The organism is Enterococcus sp. 3H8_DIV0648, assembly GCF_002140655.1.
Classification (GTDB): domain Bacteria; phylum Bacillota; class Bacilli; order Lactobacillales; family Enterococcaceae; genus Enterococcus_A; species Enterococcus_A hulanensis.
Window position 1 is genome coordinate 2,290,515 of record NZ_NGLG01000001.1, and the last position, 20,926, is coordinate 2,311,440.

Here is a 20,926-nt window from a genome sequence, read left to right on the forward strand (position 1 = left end):
GCGTATCATACCAAGCCGATAATGGATGCGCCATTCCGTGAACTAATCCTAGTCCAACATTTGAGAAGCCCATACCTGCAATATATCTGTCTCTTATACACATCTAGATATATCAAAATAGTCTTTCAAATCATGCATGACTTTATTATCGCTTAAACTGCTCTTTTTCTTTTTAAGAAAGAAAAAGCCGATGAAAACTAAACCATATAAGCCAATAATCATTTGAACGTCTTTGATTTGCAGATTTTTCTCGATTAGCCAACCATTGAGGAGATACATCAATAAGATCATGAAGGCTCCTTTAAGAAAAAAATTCAATTGATTGAGTGTCTTATCCAATGTTACCTTACGTAACAGAATCCCCTGATTTCCCATTGTTTCCTCCTTATTATTTGCCAACCTCCAGCTGAAAGTAGTTGCGAATATCCTTTTCATAGTTTGCTTGTTTCATCGCTGAAATGAAGCTCGGCTTTTTTGCTAACTCATAAAGATGGGTTACCGCTTTGATATGACTTTTTTTATCTTTTGGTGCAATCACTACGATTATACTGATTGATATATTTTCCGCAAAAGAGATAGGCTGATCCAATTTCAAGAAGGACATTCCGACACGATATACTCCATCATCTGGTCCAGCATGCGGAATAGCCAAATCCGGTGAAATTACAGAATAAGGATATTCTGGATCATAATGCTCGATTACTGTCTCAATATATTTTGGTGACACATATCCCTCGTTAATCAAAGGTTTGCCTGCAATTCGAATCGCTTCTTCGACAGACTTAACACTTGGATAAATTTGAATATGAGAAAGAGGCAGTAAATCCTTCAAATCAGGGTTTAGATTTCGGAAGTTCAACCCTTCATTGATTTCTGTTTCAAGCAAATAGTCCTGTATCTCTTGAGTTAATTGTTCTTCATTGATAATTTGAGTATTCTTTTTTATGATTGACAATAAATTTTGGACCAATTCGTGGTTTTTTGACAGACTAAACGTCTCATCAAAATCGATCCGCTTACGTACATCACTGATTAAATGCATCTTGTCTTCATCCGTTAAAAAATGCGGAATCAAGAAAACTTCTTTTTTAGTATTGACCGGAACCGTTGAAAAGACGATATCAACAGCATTGCTTCTTTCTTCATAGAATTCACGCAAAGAGAGATTCCGTGTGAAATCAATAGTCGTAAACAACTGCTTCAATTCTCCCAGCAACAGCTTTGATACGGAAACACCATGCTGACAAACAACTACCGCACGAATTTTTCGGCGTTTTTGCTTTTCTAATTCTTCATTGATAAAGCTTAAAAGAATGACAGATAAATAAATCAATTCTCCTTCTGGAAAAATGATCTTTAAATAATCTTCAATGATCCCGATTGACTGATGAACCAAAGGGTGGATAAAGTCATAATTTTCGACATTGTCCAAAAAAAGCAGCTCATTATCTGGCAAACCAAATTTTATCCGATAATAGGCTGGGATGATATGCTGATAAATGGCCTCTTCCAGTTGTTCTTTGTTTTTGATATCTGTAATCCCTAGAATCTCAAAACTACTGATAAAGGATTGTATTCTTCGAAGCAATTCCTGATCTTTGTAATTGGAACGAATCTTAATCAAATTGGTGCTTAGTAATTGAATCGAAATAAAGTGAATTTCAATCAAATAGTTGGCTCCTTTAAAAAAAGGTTTCAAAGCTTGGCAAACTTTTGAATAAAAATCCTTTTCCACCATTTGAACATAATTCCCTAAAACCCCCGGTGATAACTCATTGCCTTGACCAAATCTTACAGAGCACATATAGCTGGTCAAATAGAGATCCACCAATTTAAACTCTGTAAACTCCAGCCCTAATTCTTGTTCTAATAAATGAATTCTTTCCTTTATCTCGGTTAAAACGTGACTTTGAACTTTAATCATCGCTAAATAGTATTCAAGATTGTCCTCTGATTTTTCAACTTCACGAATGAACTTAATTCCTAATCGGCGAATCTCCACTTCATTACCTACAAAATAAAAGCCTCTTTTTCTGGAGAATTGAAGGTCAATAGCTAGCGGTTTTAAATAGTTCTCACTTAATTTTCGCTTGTCGTTTAAAATTGTATTTTTACTGACAAAAAGCTTTTCGGCTAAAGTTTGCAATGTCTCCCCTTGATGAAGCAGAATGATCAGATAGAGAAAGCATTCGCGTTCTCTATCTGATAAATGGATTGACGGCGAAACTTTCGTCAAATAGCTTTTGATTGCTTTAGTCTGACCCTCCAAGAGAAAGAAAGTACCATTTTTCTTGATTTTTCCTAAGTTCAATTCAGTCAATTCTTGATTTACCTTTTTGATCCGATAATCCAACTGACCTTTTGTCCAACTAAACTTTTTTTCTAAGGAAAGTGAGGTCTGACTGCCTTTTGAAATAAACAATTCCAACAATTGAATCGCCATAACATCCATTTTTATTCCCCCTCATTCTTACTAAACCAATTAGGTTCGAACGAGCATATCACTCATTCCTCTTTCAAAATAACCATTCAGCACATCGCGTAGTAAATACGGAGATCGTGGAATAGCATCGATCGTGTCTCCCGCGATATGAGAAGTAATGATCAGATTATCTAAATCTAGTAATGGATCATCTGGCCGAATGGGCTCCTCCCAAACAACATCTGTAGCAGCACCAGCAATCATGTTCATTTGTAAAGCCTCCACAAAATCAGCTTTGTCTACGATATCCGGCCTTGCCGTGTTGATTAAATAAGCAGATGGCTTCATTAAGGAAAGTAGATCGGCATTAATCATATTCTTTGTTTCTGGCGTTACCCGAACATGCAGCGAAACAATGTCAGCTGTTTTAAATAATTCTTCTAGCCCAACAAAAGTGATTTGCAAGCCTTCTTCGCGAATTTTCTCTTTGTCTACAAAAGGATCATACGCTATAACTTCAATGCCCAAACTGTTTAACCGCTTCACTACCAATTTGCCAATATAGCCCAACCCCACTAAACCTACTTTTAGATTAGCTAATGTAGTCTTATATGGATCATTCGCAAATTTCTTAGGCCATTTGGCTTCTTTTACCTGTTGATAGGAAAAAGCGATATTTCTTGTCAAAGCGTAAAACAACCCTAATGTAAAATCAGCGACAGGTTCAGCATTTCGAATAACATGAATCAAAGGAATTTGTTTCTTTTTCAATTCTTTGGTTGCTATATGTTCAACACCGCCCCGGCAAGTCCCCACTAATTTCAACTGAGGAGCTGCTTCAATCATTGCCTTAGAAACCGGCGCTATATGAACTAGCAGATAGTCTGCATCTACTAAGTCGTCTAAAATTCCCTCTGGTATCTCAAGTGCTTCAGGTCCGTTTTGTTCGATCAGTTTGATTTTTTCTTGAAACTGTTCTTTATTCAGATCAGCGAACCAGTGATACTTGACAACCTCTATCGGCTTTTCAAGCTTCAATTCTAATGCAGCTTCGGCTAAAGTCTCTGCAGAAACTAAACCATCTCCAACAACAACAACTTTTGACATTACACGGCTGCTCCTTCCTCAGATACAATTCCAGCTTCTTCCTCTAACTTCGCCATATTCTCTAAATAAGCATGAATCGCTTCTTTTTTAATCCGAACAAAGGCATAAAGTGCAATATAAACAACTACCGATAACCCAATCCAAAGTGGATTTTGCGTCATGAATATCAAGAATAGTATTCCCATAATATGGTTGGTCATTACAGCAAAGCTGCAGATCATCATTGCGCCTTCTGGTAAATTAACGCCGACATCAATAGCCACTTGAGTAAAGATTGGTGCGACCGCTGTAATAATATATAGACCGCCAGCACACCAAATCGCTCCGCTGATCAATGACTTGAAGATATTCCCATTTGAAATACAGATTACTAGTTCAATCATGTAAGGGATTGCAATTAAATCCACCATAGGTAACGTTTGATTGCCTGGTAAGAAAATGGCTAGTAGTAAAACAATCGGGATCAGTAACATCCCTGTTAGCAAAGTCGCTGTTTCACCATAACCAGCGGCATCATTGATCGCCAAATACCAAACGCGGTCTTTGCCGCCTGAAGTTTTGGCAGTACTTTTCGATGCATCCGTAATTGCCGTAAATGCAGATGCAAAAATTCCAGCAATTTTTGGAAAAATCGCCATGATGGCTGAAGTTGAAATACCGATTACCATGATTTCGCCCCAACCTGTCAATGTATTCAATCGCATAAAATTACCAGCTAAGCCTAACGCTAGGCCCAAAATAAAGCCTAATGAAGTTGGTTCCCCTAAAAAGCCCAATTTATCCTGTAAGGTTTCGGGATTCCAGCGAACTTTGTTAGCACCTAATTTAGTCAAGATCCAATCCATCGCCATTGCTAATGGAACCGAGCAAATATGATGAGGCGCACTCATTGTACAGCGAGGATAGCCATAATAAACAGACCAGCGTTTAGCGACGATTTCTGTAAAGACTAAACAATAAAGATTAGAAAGCACCATCAATCCAATCGATAACCAAAGATTCTTAGTTGAAATATAGAGCATTGATCCCCATAACATAAAGGAGTAGTTATTCCATAGATCCGATGGCATAAAAATGTCTGTAAACTTAATAACAAATAAAATTGCCTGCAGCGCTAATCCCAGTGCTAAGAAAATCATACCTACTTGAGTCGAATAAGCTACAACACTCGTTGCCTGCCAACCTGTATCAAGAATGCGCAGATTAACACCCGTTTCTTCTACCATTCGATTGATTGCTGGAGTGACGATCGGTGTATAGGCACCTATGATCATATTAAAGCCAGTCAATCCGATCCCTGCATTCAGAGCCGCATTAAATGCCTTCTTCGGTTTTACCTTCATCAATAAAGCAATAAAGAAGATAATTACCGGTACCACGATCGCCGCACCAAAAGCATCCATAATCTTCGATAAAACATCTAACATTTCATTTCTCCTCTCTTTAATCTACTAATTTTTCCGAAGTTTCAAGCAATTCTTCAAAAAATTCATCTTCTCCCATCCCAGATAATAACCCTACTGCATTGATAGTCGGTAATTCATATTTTCCTTTCAAAGGACTTGTATGAACGATCAAATCCCAAGAACCGCTAGCCAATTGTTCCTCGACACCTCCAGGATTGACTTCGACTGTCTTTGCTTTGATGCCATGATCATCCAAAAAGTCTTTTACTTTTCCGGCTACCATTGAACTTGTTACTGTACCTGACCCACACACTGAAATAATGCTTAAGCGTTTAACCATTGAAAATATCCTCCTATATTTTTTCTATTTTATTGACTACTTTATCGTACTTCGTTCTTCTAAAATACCCGCTTTAGGTTTTACACCAAACTGATCCGCTAAATCCCACAATTGATCACTTGTAATTTTTTGCTTAAAGCCGCCAGGTACTTGAACCACGCGCATGTAGATATCCGCCGCCTTTTCCACTGTCTCAACTAGTCCAAATGCGTCATCCATCGATTGTCCTGCACCCATGATTCCATGATGCGGCCAAATCACTACACGTGAATCATGCATTTTTTCAGCGGAGGCCAAGCCCAATTCTACAGTCCCAGCAACCATCCAAGGTAAAACAGAAACTCCATCTGGGAAAACAACTAAACATTCTGTAATCATCTCCCACAATGATCTCGTAAATTTCCTTTCATCTAAGTCATGGATAAATGTCATCGCTGAGATCGCGATCGAATGGCAATGTAAAATCACCCGATGATCCGGGTCCTGCATTAAGCGAACAGCATGACATTTCAAATGCGATGCTAATTCACTAGTTGGAACACCGCCGTCCTCCAATCCCCATAGAACTTTAAAACTTCCACCATCATCCGAGATTTTAACGATCGCTAAATTTTTCGCCGGATTTTTGCAAATATTTTTAAAGTAGCTGCCTGAAGCAGAAACTAAGAAAATCTTGCCTGCCAGTTCTTTGACTTCAAAATCTAAATCCTTTTCTTTAATCACATGATCTAAATCAAGATACAGACGAACCTCAGCCTCATCCAGCATGTAGCTGATATTTCCGCCATTACGCTCATCCCAACCATTACGCCATAAATTCTTAGTCACTTCACACATTTCTTGAATAAAAGGTGCTTCATAAATATCGTGTATTCTCATTTCTCACTTCTCGCTTTCTGTTTTAAAAAATTGCGTTACTATTGTTAAAATCTCTGTTTTATCAAACTCTTTTTCCAATTGCCGCATTACTTTTTTATCCATAAACATGGCCATCAAATTTTGCAATAGCTGTAATTGGTCCTCACCCTTATCAAAGCCTAAAAAAAATGCATACTTAGCTGAAACAAACTCATCTGTCGTCCCCATTTGACCAAATGTTACAGAGTCCGCTAATTTGATAATGTAAATAAAAGGCTTCTTAATATGGCTTGGATCGGTATGGGGAATCGCTACAGCAAATGAAGGTGTCTGCAACCCTGTTGGATATTCCCGCTCTCGTTCTTTCAAAGCCTCTTGATAGGTTGTTTCAATAAATCCCAGCTCTGCTAATTTATTCGCAGCATAATCAACTAACGTATCTAATGTATCCTTGCCATCATAGACATCAATCAATTCTGGGTAAAACATCTTATCAGTAATGATCATCCGCTATCCTCCTTTCCTAATTACATTGTCAGTTTAGCATTCACAAAATTTTATAGTATGCGCTTTCATCACAAAAAAAACTTGTTGCTGAAAAAAAAATGTGATGTTCTTTCGATTAATTTAAGAAGTGATTTATCAAGTAAAGTATTCCCCATACAAAAAAGCTCTGAACATTGAAGAGCTTCAACATCCAGAACTTTGTCTTTTTTTGATTTTATAAGACTGCTAAAATTTAAACTCATTAATCACTTCGCCTTGTCGGATCACTTTACTAAATTTGAAGTGGGCATAGTTGGTTGCACAACACAAAGCTTCACGATAAGTCTGAAAATTCTTTTCCTGCTGCTCTCCAGCAAGTGTTTCAAGCTGTACGAGATACTTCATCGTCTTCTCCTTTTCAAACAACTAGCGACGAACAGAATTTTTTATAGCATTGATTGATACAAAGCAATGATTTCTTCCACTGATACATCGCGCGGATTTCCTGGGGTACAAACATCACGTGCAGCATCTTCAGCAATGCGCGCTACGTCTTCTTTCTTCATTCCAAGTTCTGACAAGCTTTGCGGTATGCCGACATCAATTCCTAATTGCTTCACTGCTTGAACCGCTGCATCGCGAACTTCAGCTAACGGCATCTCCGCTGCACCTTCCACTCCCATCGCAATCGCGATTTCACGATATTTCTCGCCCGTAAATTCTTTATTGTAATCCATGATTAATGGCAGTAATGTCGCACAAGCTACACCATGCGGCGTATTGTACCAAGCAGATAATGGATGGGCCATTCCGTGAACGAGTCCTAATCCCACATTTGAAAATCCCATACCCGCAATATATTGACCGAGCGCCATTTTTTCGCGACCTGTTTGATCACCAGCAACAGAATCACGCAGAGCATGGCTGATGATTTCGATGGCTTGAATGTGCAGCATGTCTGTCATTTCCCACGCGCCTTTTGTAATAAAACCTTCAATAGCATGAGTCAGCGCATCCATTCCTGTTGCAGCGCAGAGGCCTTTAGGCATTCCCATCATCATATCGCTGTCAATAAAGGCAACTACCGGAATATCATGAGGATCTACACAAACAAATTTGCGATGATTTTCAGCATCCGTGATCACATAATTAATCGTTACTTCAGCAGCAGTTCCAGAAGTTGTCGGTATCGCCAAAATTGGTAACGCTGGATTTTTAGTTTCCGCTGTTCCTTCTAAACTAATTACATCGGAAAAATCAGGATTAGTCATAATAATGCCAATTGCTTTGGCCGTGTCGATCGGTGATCCGCCGCCAATAGCTACGATGTAATCCGCTGCCGTTTCCTGACATGCCTTAACTCCAGCTTGAACATCTTCTATTGTTGGATTTGGCACGATCCCATCGTAAACATCATAAGCTAGTCCGGCCTCTTCTAAAACAGCAATTACTTTCGTAGCCACTTTAAATTTCAATAAATCTTTATCTGTCACCACAAGCGCCTTTTTGAACCCACGTTTTTTGGCTTCATTAGCCACTTCTTGAATCGCGCCTTTTCCAAAATAAGAGGTTTCATTTAATATCATTCTGTTTACTGTCATTTTGTTCGCTCCCGTTCCTTATTGTGTTTCCCTTCACATATAATTACAAAAGAAGCTGCTGCCAACTTCTTTTATAACTCAAATACTTGTTCTAAATCGACGGTCACTGGCGAATTATCCGGATTTGTTTCCATTACATCTGCCATAAAATCCCACCATTTACGATTGACTTCCGTATTAGCGGTTTGAGCCCATCTTTCTTCATCCTCGATTTCAAGATACCCAAATAAATAATCCGTTTCTGGATCAAAGAAAATCGAGTAGCTTTTCGCCCCATGATCTTTTAACATTTTTTTCATCTCAGGCCAGAGTTGGTTATGGCGTTTGGCATACTCTTCTTTTAAGCCGGGATAGAGTTTCATACGTACAGCTTTTTTGATCATCCGTTTGTCACCTGAGCGGCTTCAAAAAATGCTGGATTCGGCGCGATACCGAATTGTTTCGCTAAAGCGATGAAGTTTTCATCACTGATCGTTTGTCTAACCCCGCCTTGCGCCTGAACATAAGTGTAAACTTGTGCAGCTTTTTCAGCTGTTTCGATCAAGCCAAATGTTTCATCCATTGTGCGGCCTGCTCCGTAAACACCGTGGAAAGACCACAGAACTAATCGGGCTTCTTGCATTTTTTTCGCAGTCGCTTCACCGATTTCATTTGATCCCGGGATCAACCAAGGCAATACTTGGATGCCTTCAGGGAAAACGACCATACATTCCGTACACATTTCCCAAAGAGTTCGGGTGATTGCTTTTGAAGTCAGTTCATGGCTGAAGGTCATAGCTAATAAATGAGTCGCGTGACAATGCATCACTACGCGATTTTCTGGATCAACCTCTAAACGTGCGATATGGCTCATTAAGTGCGCAGGCAATTCACTAGTTGGCACGCCGCCATCCGTATAGCCCCATAAAAGATCCACGCTTTGTCCATCTTCTGCAACCTTCAATACCCCTAAATTATTAGCCGGGTCCTTTGCGACATTTTTAAAATATTTGCCCGAACCTGTTACGATAAAATATTTTCCTTTCAGGGCTGTTCCATCGAAGTCCATGGGAATATTTCGTAATACATTAGTAGTATCCAGATATTCGCTGACCTCTGCTTCATCTAATAAATAGGAGATATTGCCGCCGTTTCTTTCATCCCAGCCTAATCGGTAAAGATTGCTGGTCACTTCCACCATTTCTTCCACAAAAGATGCTTCCAAGATATTTTTCACGATTGATTCCTCCAAATTTTTATCTAACACGGCGGGGAAAATCCCCGCCAATTGATTATGCTTGTGCGGTAATTAATTCTTTCTCCCGTGTTGCCAAAATGTCTCTTTCATAATTCATCACTTCTTCATACCAATTCATACCAACTGGTGCGTCGTTTTGTTCACAGAAGTAGTTCCATACATCGGCATAAGGGAAATCCTTCAATTCTTCCGTTAAAGCCATGCGCTTCGTGTAATCAAGCTCCAATTCCATTTCCTTCAAGTCTTCGATCGGCTCTAGCATGGCTTTCAGCAATGCTTTTTGCGTATTGCGTGTGCCAACGACCCAAGCTGCTACCCGATTAATCGTTGCATCGAAGAAATCCAAACCGATATTGGTTTTAGCTAACAAATCGTTACGCACAATTTCTTTGCCGATTTCTTGTAATTCATCATCCATGATCACTACATGGTCAGAGTCCCAACGCACTGGACGGGAAACGTGCAGCATGATTCCTTTAGAGAACAAGGCTAATGAACTTAATTTATTTGAGATCACTTCAGTTGGATGGAAGTGCCCCGCATCTAAACAGATCAATTTGTCACGAGTCAGGCCATAGCCCATGTAAAATTCATGCGAGCCTACTGTATACGCCTCCGCACCAAGTCCGAATAATTTACTTTCCACTGCTTCTTGGGTATATTCTTCGTTCAATTCTTCTGTAAAGATTTCATCTAGTGATTCCATCATGCGTTTGCGCGGACTATAGCGGTCAATCGGGTTATCCTTCATACCATCCGGCATCCAGAAATTATTGATACAGGTTTGTCCGGTTTCTTTTCCAAGATATTCAGCGATCTTGCGGCTGCGTTTGCCATGTTCGATCCAAAAATCACGGACATCTTGATCGGGATGTGCCAATGTCATGCCGTCTTTCATCATTGGATGAGAGAAGAAGGTTGGGTTGAAATCTAAACCAACTCCTTGTTCGTTGGCCCATTTTGCCCATTTTTCGAAATGCTTTGGTTCAATTTCATTCAGATCAACTGGTTCATCGGTATCAAGATAGATCGCGTGCAGGTTCAATTTATGCTTGCCGGGAATTAATGAAAAAGCTTTTTCAATATCTTGACGCAGCTGTTCCGGTGTATGAGCAGCACCAGGATAATCCCCTGTTGCCATGATCCCGCCAGTTAATTCACCATCAGGATTTAGGAAACCTTTTACGTCATCGCCTTGCCAGCAATGCATCGAAATTTTTACATCTTGTAACTTCTTCAAGGCCGCGTCTGTGTCGACTCCGATTTCTGCGTAGCGGGCCTTTGCGTCTTGGTAGCGTTCTTCAACTGTTTTTGTCATTTTATTTCTGCTCCTTTTCTTTTATACGAATTGTTTTATTAAAGCTTGATATTTTTCAATAGCTTGATGAGTATCTTTTTGGGGCTGGAATTCTTTCATTGGGAAAGAATTTTTTATCCCTTCGCGTCCTTCTGCCAAGGTTCCGAATCCTTTGGTCGCTACCATCTGCACCATAATGTTGCCGATGGCAGTAGCTTCGCCTGGTCCAGCCAGCACATTGATGCCACAAGCGTCAGCCGTTAATTGATTCAAAAAGTCATTATTTGAGCCACCTCCAACGATGTGGAGTTGGGTAATCGTGCGACCCGTCATTTTCTCCATTTTTTCTAGTTCGACGGCATAACACAAAGCCAAGCTATCATAAATGCAGCGAGCCAGTTCACCAGCTGTCTCGGGTACTTTTTGATTTAACTCTCGGCAATAGTCTTGAATCTCAGTGATCATATTCTGCGGGTTCATGAAGCGCCGATCATTGACATCGATCAAGCTGACAAAAGCCTCTTCCTGACTGGCTAATGCAGCAAGTTCGGGATAAGAATACTGATAATCTTGTAGCCGAGCGACCTCTTGGATCAGCCACATTCCCATGATATTCTTCAAGAAACGAATCGTGCCCTGAACACCCCATTCGTTGGTAAAGTTCGCCTCGAATGCTTCTTCAGTCGAAATGCCTTCTTCGATCTCCACACCCATCAACGACCAGGTGCCTGAACTGATATAAGCCCAGTTATCACCTTTTCCCGGTGTACCTGCAACGGCTGAAGCTGTGTCGTGAGAAGCGATCGTGATAAATGTTGCCTCCGGCAGATCGTAGTCAGGAAACTTTTCTTTCAGGATCGTGCCTAAAATCGTGCCCGGTTCCACTATTTTGGGAAACAGCTCTTTATTGACACCGACCGCTTCCAACACCTCTTCATCCAGCTTTCGGGTTTTCAAATTCATTAGCTGCGTCGTTGAGGCATTGGTTTTTTCCAATACGGCATTGCCTGTCAAAACATAGCCCAAATAGTCTGGCATCAGTAATAATTGTTTTGCCTGAGCTAACTTCTGACGATCTTCTTTTAATAATTGAAATACTGTATTAAATGGTTGCAGCTGAATGCCTGTTTTTTCATAGAGTTTCTGTAAAGAAAAGTTTTGATCAAATTCTTCCATCGCCTGCTCTGTCCGGTTGTCACGATAGCTGACTGGTTGACTCAAGGCCTGCCCCTGTTCATCCAGCAAGCAATAGTCGACGCCCCACGTATCAATCCCGACATAGCATTCAGTGATTCCTCGTTGCTTGACTTTTTCTAAGCCAATCAAGATTTCTTTGATCAGATGATCGGCATCCCAATAGTCTGTCCCAGCTATTTTTGAAAAACCATTTTTGAAGCGATGAACCTCTTCCAATGTGATTGCTTCAAAAGGCTCCTTTTCTGAAAGCATCAAACGCCCGCTTGATGCACCGATGTCTACTGCTATATACGTTTTCGTCATAGTTATTTAACCTCTTGTCCCTGAGTAAGCTCTGAATCGATCAATGCTTCCTCATTGTTTCCATAACGTTCTTGGGTAATTTGTTCCAAGGTCTTTCCGCGTGTTCGCGGTGTCCAAACAGTTCCGATCACTAGCGATACCAGCAATAAACCGATCATGACCGTCCCTGCCACCGTGAAGCCTAAGTTTGCCAAAATCATCGGAAATACGATCGACCATATCCCGCAGCTTCCGCGAACTAAGAAGAACATGACACCTTGTGCCCCGCCGCGGAATTTCGTTGGGAATAATTCTGAGGCCCATAGAGCATAGAAGGCTTGAGCACCGATACCTGCTGAGATGCCCCATAGGATAACGAATACCCATAAACCTAACCAAGACATACCGACAAAGGTGAGAACGACCCATGAAGCCGCCGCCATGACAGCACCGATAAAATAGAATTTACGATGATCCACCTTATCCCCTAATTTGGCAAAACCAAAGTAAGAGCCCAGTGAAGTGAATATCCACATTGCTGCTTGCAGCATATTCGCTTGCGAGTTGGTCAGACCGCCGACAGTTTCATAAACAAATGGCATGAAGAAGCCCATCGCACCTGCAACCAAATTCCAGAATAAGTACACACCAACTAAAAATGCGATTGATTTTCTATTGACCACATTCGAGAATAGCTCTTTGTAAGGATGAGACTTTTCGGTCGCCGCTGCTTGCCGGGCATTTTCTTCTTCCCAGTCTTTGGATTCTTCCAATTGGCGCTGCAACAGCCAAGCAACGATGGCGACGATCACCAACGAAACAAATAGCAAACGATTACCAAGCAACCCTAATGGTGCCAAAATTACACCTAACGTGAAAATAATCGCTGGTCCTAATGACCACGCTAATTGAGAAATTCCGATGTTGTGAGCACGTGAATCTGGGTGCGCCATTTCAGCAATATATGACCATGATGCAGGAACTCCGGCACCCACTGATAAACCCATAATTAAAAATCCAGCCAATAACATCGGGAAATTCATAGCGAAAATAATAAATAATGCACCGAACATATACACCAGCAAATTATAGGTATAGATGAATTTACGCCCAAATTTATCAGCTAACCGACCGCCAACAAGCGCTCCAACCGCTGCTCCAAAGGCATTTGCGCTTAGCGCTCCTAGTAACCCCACCGCAAAACTATTTAGACCAAAATGCTCTGCCCATAATGTTAATCCGCTAGCGCCAGCTACGATACAGCCTGAATCCAAATAGTTGGTCAACGAAACGGCAATTGTTTCCTTTTTTCCTCCACTGCTTTGTCCGCTCATGTTTTACTCGCTCCTTAAATTTATTTACAAGCATATTATTCAATTTTTTGATTGCGCTTTCAATGACGCGAGTATAGAATGAGTGTAACGAATTTACAGGGATGTGTTGACATGCAAAAAATCGTAGAGGACTATTTACGCCATCATAATCAAATAGAAGAAGCACAATTAAATAAGAAAAAATTCGTCATGGATATCCCCACGCGATCCTTTCAAACCGCTGAGGATAATATGGTTTTGCTTAAAGAATACTTTCTAAAAAATAATTCGATTTATGTAAGCAAGCATCCACGCTTTGCGCCTTATCCAGAGCACAGCCATCACTTTTTAGAGCTGAACTATGTTTATTCTGGAAAATCTGTTCAGTACATTAACGGCAGACGTGAAGTAATTAACCAAGGAGAAATTCTTTTACTTGATCGTGGTTCTTCCCATGCCTTGGGTGAACATGGGGAGGAAGATATTGTCGTGAACATTATTTTTCCCAATGATAAAGTCGATATTGAATGGCTTTCCAGCCTGAATGATAAAAATAGCGTGCTGTTCAATTTCTTGGCTCAAACGATGGCGACTCGTTCGCGAAAAGAATATTTGATCTTCCGCTGCTCTGAGAATAATCATGTCCAGATGATTCTGGATCAAATGATCGACAAATATTTCACCGAACCAGTCTTTGCTAATGAAATCATTTCGTTATATATTCCGATTTTATTTACAGAATTGATCGGCAACTGCAAGTATGATTTCTACGAAGAAAGAAAGGATAAGACCAATCATCAAGTCGTGATCGATACCTTAAAACTAATCGAGAAAGACTATGCTGATTTGTCTTTGGAAAGTGCCGCACAGCAATTGGGCTACAATAAAAATTATTTAAGCAATATCATCAAGAAAAAGACCAATCAGACGTTTTCCGAGCTCTTAACCAAACAGCGTATGAAACAAGCCAAATTTTTAATTGAAAGTTCGACGTTATCGATCAGCTCGATTGTAGAAATGATCGGACTAAAAAATCGCAGCCACTTCTATAAGCAATTTAAAGAAGCCTACGATGATTTGCCAAATGCCTTCAGAGAACACAAAAAATGAGCCACAGAATTTCTGTGACTCATTTTTATAGTTTCGAACCAATTACGATACCAATAAAACTTAACAATAAGCCCAAGCCATACGATCCGAAGAAATAGCGATAAAACATCGGACGATCATTTTTCCATAAGACAAACAGCTCAAAGTTATAGGTAGAAAAAGTCGTGTAGCCGCCCATAAGTCCTGTTCCTAAAAACAAATAAATCGGATCGGACAAATGCAGACCAAAGAAAATCCCCAGCAAAAAACTTCCCGTCAGATTGATAAAAAAAGTCGCTCGCGGCAAACGTTTCGTCTGCGGTTCAAAATAATTATTCAATGCAAAACGCAGCATCGCTCCGATCGCCGCACCGCTGCCAACTAACAATGTCTCGATCATCTCGCCTCCACCCTTCTGTGGTAGATCGCTTCACCGAGTACAGTCATCGCCAAGCCGCCGACAAACGACAGCACTAAATAAAGAAAGGCCAACCCAATCTGTCCTGCCTGCACTAATTTCATCGTATCCAGCGCAAAAGACGAGAACGTCGTCAAAGCTCCGCAAAAACCGACACCCAGCCCTAAGACTAATCGTCCGGATACATCGATATCATTCAAAATATGTTTAACGATCCAACTAAAAATAAAGCACCCTAATAAATTAATCACCAGTGTCCCCAGCGGAAAACCGCCAACCGCAGGAATCCATACACCCGCCCAATAACGTGCTGTTCCGCCGACAAAGGCAAAGAGTGCAATGACTAAGTAGTCCAACATGCGTTTCATCTCCATCATTTCATTCTTTCTCACTATAAAACGAATGATTTTAAGTTGCAAATAATCCTATCTTTTTCATCAACTATTTTCAAAACGTGCTAAACTAGGGATATCTTGGGAAAAAAAGTGAGGTTTATGTATGAAGGGTATTATTTTTGATTTTAACGGGACAATGTTTATGGATTCTGATCTCCATGAGGCCGCTTGGTTGCATTTGATCAAAAAATATTCAAGCAAGAAAATGACTGAAGAAGATATTTTAAAAAATGTTCACGGAAAAACCAATGACGTGATCCTGCGTAATTTCATTTCACAGGCATTATCCGATGAAGAAGTCCAAAAATTATCTGACGAGAAAGAAGCGTATTATCGTGATTCCGTCTTAGCAAGTGCCGATCATAAAGAATTTACCGCTGGTTTGCGAGAAGTTTTAGACTATTTGAAAGCAGAAAAAATCCCCATGACGATTGCTTCTGCCTCGCCAAAGATCAATATGGATTTCTATTTTGATTACCTAAACTTAGGTGAATGGTTTGATTACGAAAAAATGGTTTGTCATACCGGCAGTTTCCCCGGCAAACCGGCACCGGATATTTTCTTGATCGCAGCAGAAAAAATCGGTGTCGAACCAGAAAACTGCATCGTGATCGAAGATTCTTATTCCGGCTTGCAGGCCGCCCGTAATGCCAAGATCGGTACGATCATAGCCATTGATCCAGAGGAAAAAAATCGCGCCGTTTTTGAAGCGGAAGATTTAGCCCCAGACGGAGTCATCGAAGATTTTACAAGCTTTATTTCAGATTATTTATAATATAAGAAAGGCTTCGCGAACTCGCTCAGCTTTTGAGCAATAAGACCAAAATATTTCTAAATTGCTTCTCAAATTTCGAAATATTTTTGCTTATTGCCGATAAAGCTAGTTCGTGAAGCCAGACATGGATATACCCGCTACAAAGTGATTTATTCATGTGAAAATTTTATACTTTCTTTATAATAAACAAAAGCCGCAACGAAAATTCGTTGCGGCGTTTGTTTAGATGATTTTTGCCCCTAAAGTATTTTTGAAGTGGTTCAATGCCCAAGTATGTCCAGTCGCATCAAAACTGGCTACGGCTTTTTCGGGTATCACCAATTGATAGCCTAAGTTGTACGCATCGACCGCAGTATGCAAGACACAGATATCTGTGCACACACCCGTCAAGCAAAGCTCCGTAATGCCGCGCTCCCGCAGGCGAATATCCAAATCCGTTCCGCTAAAAGCGGAATAGTGACGCTTATCGATCCAGTAAACATTTTTCTCCGTCTGGTTTGCCTGATAAAAATCAGCTAATGAACCATATAGCTCACGGCCGCTGGTGCCGATCACATTATGAGGCGGAAAAAGCTTATTTTCAGGATGGTATTGATCACTTGGATCATGTCCGTCAATAGCAAAGACGATGAAGTCTCCTTGTTGGAAATACTCTTTTGTTACAGCGACCAAGTCTTGTTCGATCGCTTGGCCCGCTTCACCTGTTGTCAAATTTCCGTCAGTAGCAACAAAATCATTCGTATAATCAATCGAAAGTAACGCCCGCATACCAGTTCCTCCTTTTGCTAAAATCCTTTAAGTAATCATTTTTTATTTTAAGTGATTTACAAACTCCATAACCAATTGCGCAGATAAAGTACCTGTACGGTTAACGAATTCTTCGTGTGTTTCAGTCGCATCACTATCGGCCGTATCACTGATTGCACGCACGATTAAAAATGGAATACCGAACTGTGCAGCGGTGTGTCCGATCGCAGCCCCTTCCATTTCCACTGCTAAGGCATCTGGAAACGCAGCTTTAATCTCATAGATTTTTGATGGGCTGCTGACAAACGTATCGCCTGAAACGATCAAGCCAACATGAGCGGGCTGATCCATTTTCTTGCTAGCTTCCAGCATCTCGCCTTTTAGATAGGTTGATCCTTCATAATAAAGCGGCATTCCTGGAACTTGTCCGATCTTATAACCAAACGTCGTAGCATCCACGTCAAAATAAGCCACCTTATCTGCAATTACCAAATCACCAATAGCCAGACCTTGTCCGATCCCGCCAGCAGTCCCAGTGTTGATGACCATGTTGACTTTATATTGCTGGATCAAGACAGAAGTCGTGATCGAAGCCAAAACTTTCCCGATCCCTGATTGAACGACGATGACCTCATGATTGCCTAATCCTCCGGAAATAAACAACGCTCCTGATTGTTCCCATGACACGGGATGATCTAAACTTTCTCTTAATGCTTTTACTTCTGGTTCCATTGCACCGATAATACCGATTTTCATAACGATTCCTCTATTTCTTATTAATATATTTTTTATTTTACAGCTAAATAAAGAATACGGCTAACATTACTACGATCAACAGCAGTAAAACCAAAATAATCGCTTTATTTAGAAAACTGCTGCGTTCTTTTTGCTTCACTCGCTCGCTACTGCGGGACTTTGTGACAGGCTTGTTCTTCTTCAATTCTTTGCGATAGACTGTGCTGATTTCTTTTTCGCGTTTTTCATAGGCTCGTTCGGCAGCTTTGCGTTGTTCTTCTGCCAAACGTTCCTGCTCTTCTTTTCGCTTTCTTAATTCGCTGCGCGTCACCAGGGGTGATTGGCTCATGCGTAATCCACTCCTTGTTCTTACTTCTGTTTTTTATACTGCATCAATTCCCAATAATTGACTGCAAAGATCGTCTTTGCATCACAGATCAATCCGTCTTGGATCGCTTGTTTTGCTCCTGCCATAGTCAATTCGTAAAGTTCTAAGACTTCATCATCATCTTGTGGTCGCGGATTCTCCACCTTAACCAGATCAGTCGCGGCATAAATATATAATTTTTCATTGGAAAATCCTGGTGATAAATACATTTCATTTATGTAGGTTAATTCTTCAGTACGATAACCCGTTTCTTCTTCTAGCTCCCGCATCGCTGTCTTCTCCGGATGCTGACCTTCACCGGGATCGATCTTTCCAGCCGGAATCTCCAACACGACTTTTTCTAATGGTTTGCGAAATTGCTTGACCATAATCATTTTATCTTCTTTTGTGATCGGGATGATTCCCACACCGCCATGATGGAAAACTAATTCACGTTTTGCGGTTCCGCCCATTGGCAAAGCGACATCATCCAAATAAACGTCAATGATTTTTCCCTTAAACAATTCTTTACGTTCAATCGTCTTCTCTTCAAAATCTTTATACTCTAACATTACGGCACTTTTCCCCCTTTTTAAGGAATTAATTTTTCAAGTCGTTGACATCCGATTCCACTGATTATACTAAAGTGAAGCACTCAACTGACAGCTGGTAATATAAGTAATTCTTTTTCAAAAAACTAAAAAAATATCTCTCTTTTTCACTGTGCAGCGTAGCTATTCGACGGTTCTGCCTTATTGTATCACAGAAAATTCTTATGTTTTTTCTAAATCTGAAAAATCCATCTTTAGTCCGATACTAATTCTATAGAAATTCATGCTATGATGAGCGTGTAAAGAAATCAAGTAATTTGAATAAATAATGTGAAGGGTTTTTACTAGACTAGGAGGATTATTATGCGAAGGAAAATATTCCCTATCATCATCGCAGCAATCGGCATTCTCTCCTTTTTCGAAGGAGACTTCGGCAACTATATCGTTTTTCTTATGTTAGCTGTTGGGTGTGGGCTGATTTATCGTGGTTTTAAAGGAAGAAAAATACAGCCGCAAAAAGAAGAATTACCATTTCTTACAAAAGAAAAGGAAGCATACTATAAAAAATTGGGTATGAGTGAACGTGAAATCGAATTGTTCCGCGAAACAATGAACCTTTCGAAGCAGCAAGTTTTGCGTTTGCAGCAAAATATTCAAAAAAATGCCAAGCTAAAAGCGATCGATTTGCGTCATGATACGCTGAAGGCTGCCAAAGCTTTGTTTAAAGAATTGGTAAAAGATCCAAAACGTTTACCAGAAGCAAGTCAGTTTCTTTATACCCACTTGCCGAATATCGTCGATTTGACTGATAATTATGTCGAAATCAACGGACATGAGGTCAAGTCAAAAGAAGTTTATGGTAAACTAGAAGAAAGCGCACAGATCATTGATCAGATGGCTGATTTAATCGTGAAAGACTACCAACAATTCGTGTCTGAAGACTTAGAAGACATGGATGTTGAAATTTCGATTGCGAAAAAAAACCTTGATCGCGACCCTGTGTCAACAAAATAAAAAACATCAACAAAAAAATCTAGCTGAAGCTAGATTTTTTTCGAACAGGAGGACATACTATGGAACCAGAAAATAAACCAACAACCAAACCGGTCGATTCTACTTTAGACGACCTGCTTAGCAACCCTTTTGGCACCGATTCTTTAACCCCCGTTCAACAACAAGAAATTTCCCACCTGCAGTCGCAAGAACAAGCAGACCGCTTAGTGGATAAACTACCTGAAGAACGCCAAGTACAAGCTCGCGAGCTTGCCAAAAAAATCGATGTCAATGACTCGCAAGCCGTGATCAGTTACGGATCGACGGCCCAAACAAAATTGAGCGAATTCTCACAATCAATGCTGAACACCGTATCTTCACAGGATATCGGACCAATCGGTGATTCTTTGAACCAATTGATGTATCGCTTAAATGAAGCCAACCCTGACGAATTACGTGTCGGCGAAGGCAATATTTTCCAAAAAATGTTTGGGAAAGTTAAACAATCGATCTATGAGATCACTACGAAATATCAAAAGATCGGTGCACAAATCGATAAGATTGCAACAAAATTGAACGTCGAAAAAGATGGTCTATTACGTGACAATCAAATGCTAGAGACACTTTACAACAAAAACAAAGATTACTTTGATGCTTTGAATATCTACATCGCTGCTGCTGAGCTGAAGATCGAAGAAATGAAGCTTACGACGATTCCAGAAGCGACAGAAAAAGCACAGGCTTCCGGCGATCAAATGGATGTGCAAGTCGTTAATGACTACACACAATTCTTGGATCGTTTAGACAAACGGACCTATGATTTAAAATTAGCTCGTCAAATTACGATCCAGCAAGCACCGCAAATTCGCTTGATCCAGAATACCAACCAAGCGTTGGCTGAAAAGATTCAAGCTTCTATTAATACGGCGATTCCTTTATGGAAAAACCAAGTAGCGATCGCATTGACTTTATTACGTCAAAAGGATGCCGCTACAGCACAACGTCAAGTATCTGAAACAACTAACGATCTATTGAAGAAAAATTCAGAGATGTTGAAGATTTCAACGATCGAAACGGCCAAGGAAAACGAACGCGGCATCGTCGATCTGGATACATTGCAGCAAACTCAAAACGACCTAGTCGAAACATTAGAAGAAACACTGCGGATTCAAAAAGAAGGCCGCGAACGTCGTCAACTAGCCGAGATCGAAATCGGTCACATGGAAAACGACTTGAAACAAAAATTAATGGAATTGAATTCCGGACAATAAGATCAAAAAAATTAGCGAGCCGATGCGGCACGCTAATTT

The 20,926-nt window shown here is 40.4% G+C and carries 24 protein-coding genes and 1 pseudogene; 4 read left to right on the forward strand and 21 right to left on the reverse strand.

The features are described from left to right. The 15 genes and pseudogenes from A5875_RS23230 to A5875_RS10540 form a co-directional block, all read right to left on the reverse strand. Positions 1–88: pseudogene (locus tag A5875_RS23230) on the reverse strand (iron-containing alcohol dehydrogenase); the annotation flags it as partial. Between the two features lie 5 nt (positions 89–93). Further along, on the reverse strand, positions 94–375 hold the full coding sequence (locus A5875_RS10480; protein ID WP_254911868.1) for a hypothetical protein: 282 nt from the start codon (positions 373–375) through the stop codon (positions 94–96). Positions 376–388: 13 nt separating this feature from the next. Continuing rightward, complete coding sequence (locus tag A5875_RS10485) at positions 389–2,452, reverse strand: BglG family transcription antiterminator (RefSeq protein WP_088933550.1); 2,064 nt, start codon at positions 2,450–2,452, stop codon at positions 389–391. Between the two features lie 30 nt (positions 2,453–2,482). After that, positions 2,483–3,529: an NAD(P)-dependent oxidoreductase gene (locus tag A5875_RS10490; RefSeq protein WP_088933551.1), complete on the reverse strand. Its 1,047-nt coding sequence runs from the start codon at positions 3,527–3,529 to the stop codon at positions 2,483–2,485. Further along, positions 3,529–4,956, reverse strand: a complete 1,428-nt coding sequence (locus A5875_RS10495) for a PTS galactitol transporter subunit IIC (protein WP_088933552.1) — start codon at positions 4,954–4,956, stop codon at positions 3,529–3,531. Before A5875_RS10495 ends, A5875_RS10490 begins: the two co-directional genes overlap by 1 nt. Before the next feature lie 16 nt (positions 4,957–4,972). Beyond that, complete coding sequence (locus tag A5875_RS10500; protein ID WP_088933553.1) at positions 4,973–5,275, reverse strand: PTS sugar transporter subunit IIB; 303 nt, start codon at positions 5,273–5,275, stop codon at positions 4,973–4,975. Positions 5,276–5,311: 36 nt separating this feature from the next. Continuing rightward, positions 5,312–6,154, reverse strand: a complete 843-nt coding sequence (gene rhaD, locus A5875_RS10505) for a rhamnulose-1-phosphate aldolase (RefSeq protein WP_088933554.1) — start codon at positions 6,152–6,154, stop codon at positions 5,312–5,314. Positions 6,155–6,157: 3 nt separating this feature from the next. Then, complete coding sequence (locus A5875_RS10510) at positions 6,158–6,640, reverse strand: PTS sugar transporter subunit IIA (RefSeq protein WP_088933555.1); 483 nt, start codon at positions 6,638–6,640, stop codon at positions 6,158–6,160. A gap of 225 nt (positions 6,641–6,865) precedes the next feature. Further along, on the reverse strand, positions 6,866–7,024 hold the full coding sequence (locus tag A5875_RS23650) for a hypothetical protein (protein WP_171004933.1): 159 nt from the start codon (positions 7,022–7,024) through the stop codon (positions 6,866–6,868). Positions 7,025–7,065: 41 nt separating this feature from the next. Beyond that, positions 7,066–8,220, reverse strand: coding sequence for a lactaldehyde reductase (gene fucO, locus A5875_RS10515; RefSeq protein WP_088933556.1), 1,155 nt, complete (start codon positions 8,218–8,220; stop codon positions 7,066–7,068). Between the two features lie 71 nt (positions 8,221–8,291). Next, entirely contained in the window at positions 8,292–8,603 is a 312-nt protein-coding gene (gene rhaM / locus A5875_RS10520; RefSeq protein WP_088933557.1) for an L-rhamnose mutarotase, read from the reverse strand. Then, positions 8,600–9,436, reverse strand: coding sequence for a rhamnulose-1-phosphate aldolase (gene rhaD, locus A5875_RS10525; RefSeq protein WP_088933558.1), 837 nt, complete (start codon positions 9,434–9,436; stop codon positions 8,600–8,602). Before rhaD (A5875_RS10525) ends, rhaM begins: the two co-directional genes overlap by 4 nt. 55 nt (positions 9,437–9,491) lie before the next feature. Then, positions 9,492–10,775 (reverse strand): L-rhamnose isomerase, encoded by a 1,284-nt coding sequence (gene rhaA / locus A5875_RS10530; RefSeq protein WP_088933559.1) that lies wholly within the window; start codon positions 10,773–10,775, stop codon positions 9,492–9,494. A gap of 21 nt (positions 10,776–10,796) precedes the next feature. Beyond that, positions 10,797–12,254 carry a rhamnulokinase gene (rhaB, locus tag A5875_RS10535; RefSeq protein WP_088933560.1) on the reverse strand — a complete coding sequence of 486 codons (1,458 nt, stop codon included), beginning with the start codon at positions 12,252–12,254 and terminating at the stop codon, positions 10,797–10,799. A gap of 2 nt (positions 12,255–12,256) precedes the next feature. After that, positions 12,257–13,567, reverse strand: coding sequence for an MFS transporter (locus A5875_RS10540; RefSeq protein ID WP_088933561.1), 1,311 nt, complete (start codon positions 13,565–13,567; stop codon positions 12,257–12,259). A 111-nt stretch (positions 13,568–13,678) separates the two neighbouring features. Between A5875_RS10540 and A5875_RS10545 the strand changes: the two genes are divergently transcribed. Next, complete coding sequence (locus tag A5875_RS10545; RefSeq protein ID WP_171004934.1) at positions 13,679–14,656, forward strand: AraC family transcriptional regulator; 978 nt, start codon at positions 13,679–13,681, stop codon at positions 14,654–14,656. A 25-nt stretch (positions 14,657–14,681) separates the two neighbouring features. Here the strand turns inward: A5875_RS10545 and A5875_RS10550 are convergent, their stop codons facing one another. Then, positions 14,682–15,035: a fluoride efflux transporter FluC gene (locus A5875_RS10550; protein ID WP_088933563.1), complete on the reverse strand. Its 354-nt coding sequence runs from the start codon at positions 15,033–15,035 to the stop codon at positions 14,682–14,684. Continuing rightward, positions 15,032–15,412 (reverse strand): fluoride efflux transporter CrcB, encoded by a 381-nt coding sequence (gene crcB, locus A5875_RS10555; RefSeq protein ID WP_088933564.1) that lies wholly within the window; start codon positions 15,410–15,412, stop codon positions 15,032–15,034. The genes A5875_RS10550 and crcB overlap by 4 nt, the downstream gene beginning before the upstream one ends. Before the next feature lie 139 nt (positions 15,413–15,551). Between crcB and A5875_RS10560 the strand changes: the two genes are divergently transcribed. Further along, positions 15,552–16,223 carry an HAD family hydrolase gene (locus A5875_RS10560; RefSeq protein WP_088933565.1) on the forward strand — a complete coding sequence of 224 codons (672 nt, stop codon included), beginning with the start codon at positions 15,552–15,554 and terminating at the stop codon, positions 16,221–16,223. A gap of 222 nt (positions 16,224–16,445) precedes the next feature. Here A5875_RS10560 and A5875_RS10565 read toward each other — a convergent pair whose 3' ends face one another. The 4 genes from A5875_RS10565 to A5875_RS10580 are packed head-to-tail and all read right to left on the reverse strand — an operon-like array spanning position 16,446 to position 18,644. Further along, positions 16,446–16,991 carry a cysteine hydrolase family protein gene (locus A5875_RS10565; RefSeq protein ID WP_088933566.1) on the reverse strand — a complete coding sequence of 182 codons (546 nt, stop codon included), beginning with the start codon at positions 16,989–16,991 and terminating at the stop codon, positions 16,446–16,448. Positions 16,992–17,033: 42 nt separating this feature from the next. Beyond that, the gene (locus A5875_RS10570) at positions 17,034–17,726 is read right to left on the reverse strand and encodes a 5'-methylthioadenosine/adenosylhomocysteine nucleosidase (protein ID WP_088933567.1); all 693 of its coding nucleotides are present in this window, start codon (positions 17,724–17,726) and stop codon (positions 17,034–17,036) included. A 43-nt stretch (positions 17,727–17,769) separates the two neighbouring features. Continuing rightward, positions 17,770–18,054 carry a cell wall synthase accessory phosphoprotein MacP gene (gene macP / locus A5875_RS10575; protein ID WP_088933568.1) on the reverse strand — a complete coding sequence of 95 codons (285 nt, stop codon included), beginning with the start codon at positions 18,052–18,054 and terminating at the stop codon, positions 17,770–17,772. A 20-nt stretch (positions 18,055–18,074) separates the two neighbouring features. Beyond that, positions 18,075–18,644 carry an NUDIX hydrolase gene (locus tag A5875_RS10580; RefSeq protein WP_088933569.1) on the reverse strand — a complete coding sequence of 190 codons (570 nt, stop codon included), beginning with the start codon at positions 18,642–18,644 and terminating at the stop codon, positions 18,075–18,077. A 342-nt stretch (positions 18,645–18,986) separates the two neighbouring features. Between A5875_RS10580 and A5875_RS10585 the strand changes: the two genes are divergently transcribed. Both A5875_RS10585 and A5875_RS10590 read left to right on the forward strand, forming a co-directional pair. Then, positions 18,987–19,637: a 5-bromo-4-chloroindolyl phosphate hydrolysis family protein gene (locus A5875_RS10585; protein WP_088933570.1), complete on the forward strand. Its 651-nt coding sequence runs from the start codon at positions 18,987–18,989 to the stop codon at positions 19,635–19,637. Positions 19,638–19,696: 59 nt separating this feature from the next. Further along, positions 19,697–20,887 carry a toxic anion resistance protein gene (locus A5875_RS10590; protein ID WP_088933571.1) on the forward strand — a complete coding sequence of 397 codons (1,191 nt, stop codon included), beginning with the start codon at positions 19,697–19,699 and terminating at the stop codon, positions 20,885–20,887. The last annotated feature ends 39 nt before the right edge of the window (positions 20,888–20,926 follow it).

Bases quoted from the DNA above. Each gene is read 5' to 3' on its own strand.
- A5875_RS10480 (WP_254911868.1), bottom strand. From the start codon at position 375: ATGGGAAATCAGGGGATTCTGTTACGTAAGGTAACATTGGATAAGACA.
- A5875_RS10485 (WP_088933550.1), bottom strand. From the start codon at position 2,452: ATGGATGTTATGGCGATTCAATTGTTGGAATTGTTTATTTCAAAAGGC.
- A5875_RS10490 (WP_088933551.1), bottom strand. From the start codon at position 3,529: ATGTCAAAAGTTGTTGTTGTTGGAGATGGTTTAGTTTCTGCAGAGACT.
- A5875_RS10495 (WP_088933552.1), bottom strand. From the start codon at position 4,956: ATGTTAGATGTTTTATCGAAGATTATGGATGCTTTTGGTGCGGCGATC.
- A5875_RS10500 (WP_088933553.1), bottom strand. From the start codon at position 5,275: ATGGTTAAACGCTTAAGCATTATTTCAGTGTGTGGGTCAGGTACAGTA.
- rhaD (WP_088933554.1), bottom strand. From the start codon at position 6,154: ATGAGAATACACGATATTTATGAAGCACCTTTTATTCAAGAAATGTGT.
- A5875_RS10510 (WP_088933555.1), bottom strand. From the start codon at position 6,640: ATGATCATTACTGATAAGATGTTTTACCCAGAATTGATTGATGTCTAT.
- A5875_RS23650 (WP_171004933.1), bottom strand. From the start codon at position 7,024: ATGAAGTATCTCGTACAGCTTGAAACACTTGCTGGAGAGCAGCAGGAA.
- fucO (WP_088933556.1), bottom strand. From the start codon at position 8,220: ATGACAGTAAACAGAATGATATTAAATGAAACCTCTTATTTTGGAAAA.
- rhaM (WP_088933557.1), bottom strand. From the start codon at position 8,603: ATGATCAAAAAAGCTGTACGTATGAAACTCTATCCCGGCTTAAAAGAA.
- rhaA (WP_088933559.1), bottom strand. From the start codon at position 10,775: ATGACAAAAACAGTTGAAGAACGCTACCAAGACGCAAAGGCCCGCTAC.
- rhaB (WP_088933560.1), bottom strand. From the start codon at position 12,254: ATGACGAAAACGTATATAGCAGTAGACATCGGTGCATCAAGCGGGCGT.
- A5875_RS10540 (WP_088933561.1), bottom strand. From the start codon at position 13,567: ATGAGCGGACAAAGCAGTGGAGGAAAAAAGGAAACAATTGCCGTTTCG.
- A5875_RS10545 (WP_171004934.1), top strand. From the start codon at position 13,679: ATGCAAAAAATCGTAGAGGACTATTTACGCCATCATAATCAAATAGAA.
- A5875_RS10550 (WP_088933563.1), bottom strand. From the start codon at position 15,035: ATGATCGAGACATTGTTAGTTGGCAGCGGTGCGGCGATCGGAGCGATG.
- crcB (WP_088933564.1), bottom strand. From the start codon at position 15,412: ATGTTGGACTACTTAGTCATTGCACTCTTTGCCTTTGTCGGCGGAACA.
- A5875_RS10560 (WP_088933565.1), top strand. From the start codon at position 15,552: ATGAAGGGTATTATTTTTGATTTTAACGGGACAATGTTTATGGATTCT.
- A5875_RS10565 (WP_088933566.1), bottom strand. From the start codon at position 16,991: ATGCGGGCGTTACTTTCGATTGATTATACGAATGATTTTGTTGCTACT.
- A5875_RS10570 (WP_088933567.1), bottom strand. From the start codon at position 17,726: ATGAAAATCGGTATTATCGGTGCAATGGAACCAGAAGTAAAAGCATTA.
- macP (WP_088933568.1), bottom strand. From the start codon at position 18,054: ATGAGCCAATCACCCCTGGTGACGCGCAGCGAATTAAGAAAGCGAAAA.
- A5875_RS10580 (WP_088933569.1), bottom strand. From the start codon at position 18,644: ATGTTAGAGTATAAAGATTTTGAAGAGAAGACGATTGAACGTAAAGAA.
- A5875_RS10585 (WP_088933570.1), top strand. From the start codon at position 18,987: ATGCGAAGGAAAATATTCCCTATCATCATCGCAGCAATCGGCATTCTC.
- A5875_RS10590 (WP_088933571.1), top strand. From the start codon at position 19,697: ATGGAACCAGAAAATAAACCAACAACCAAACCGGTCGATTCTACTTTA.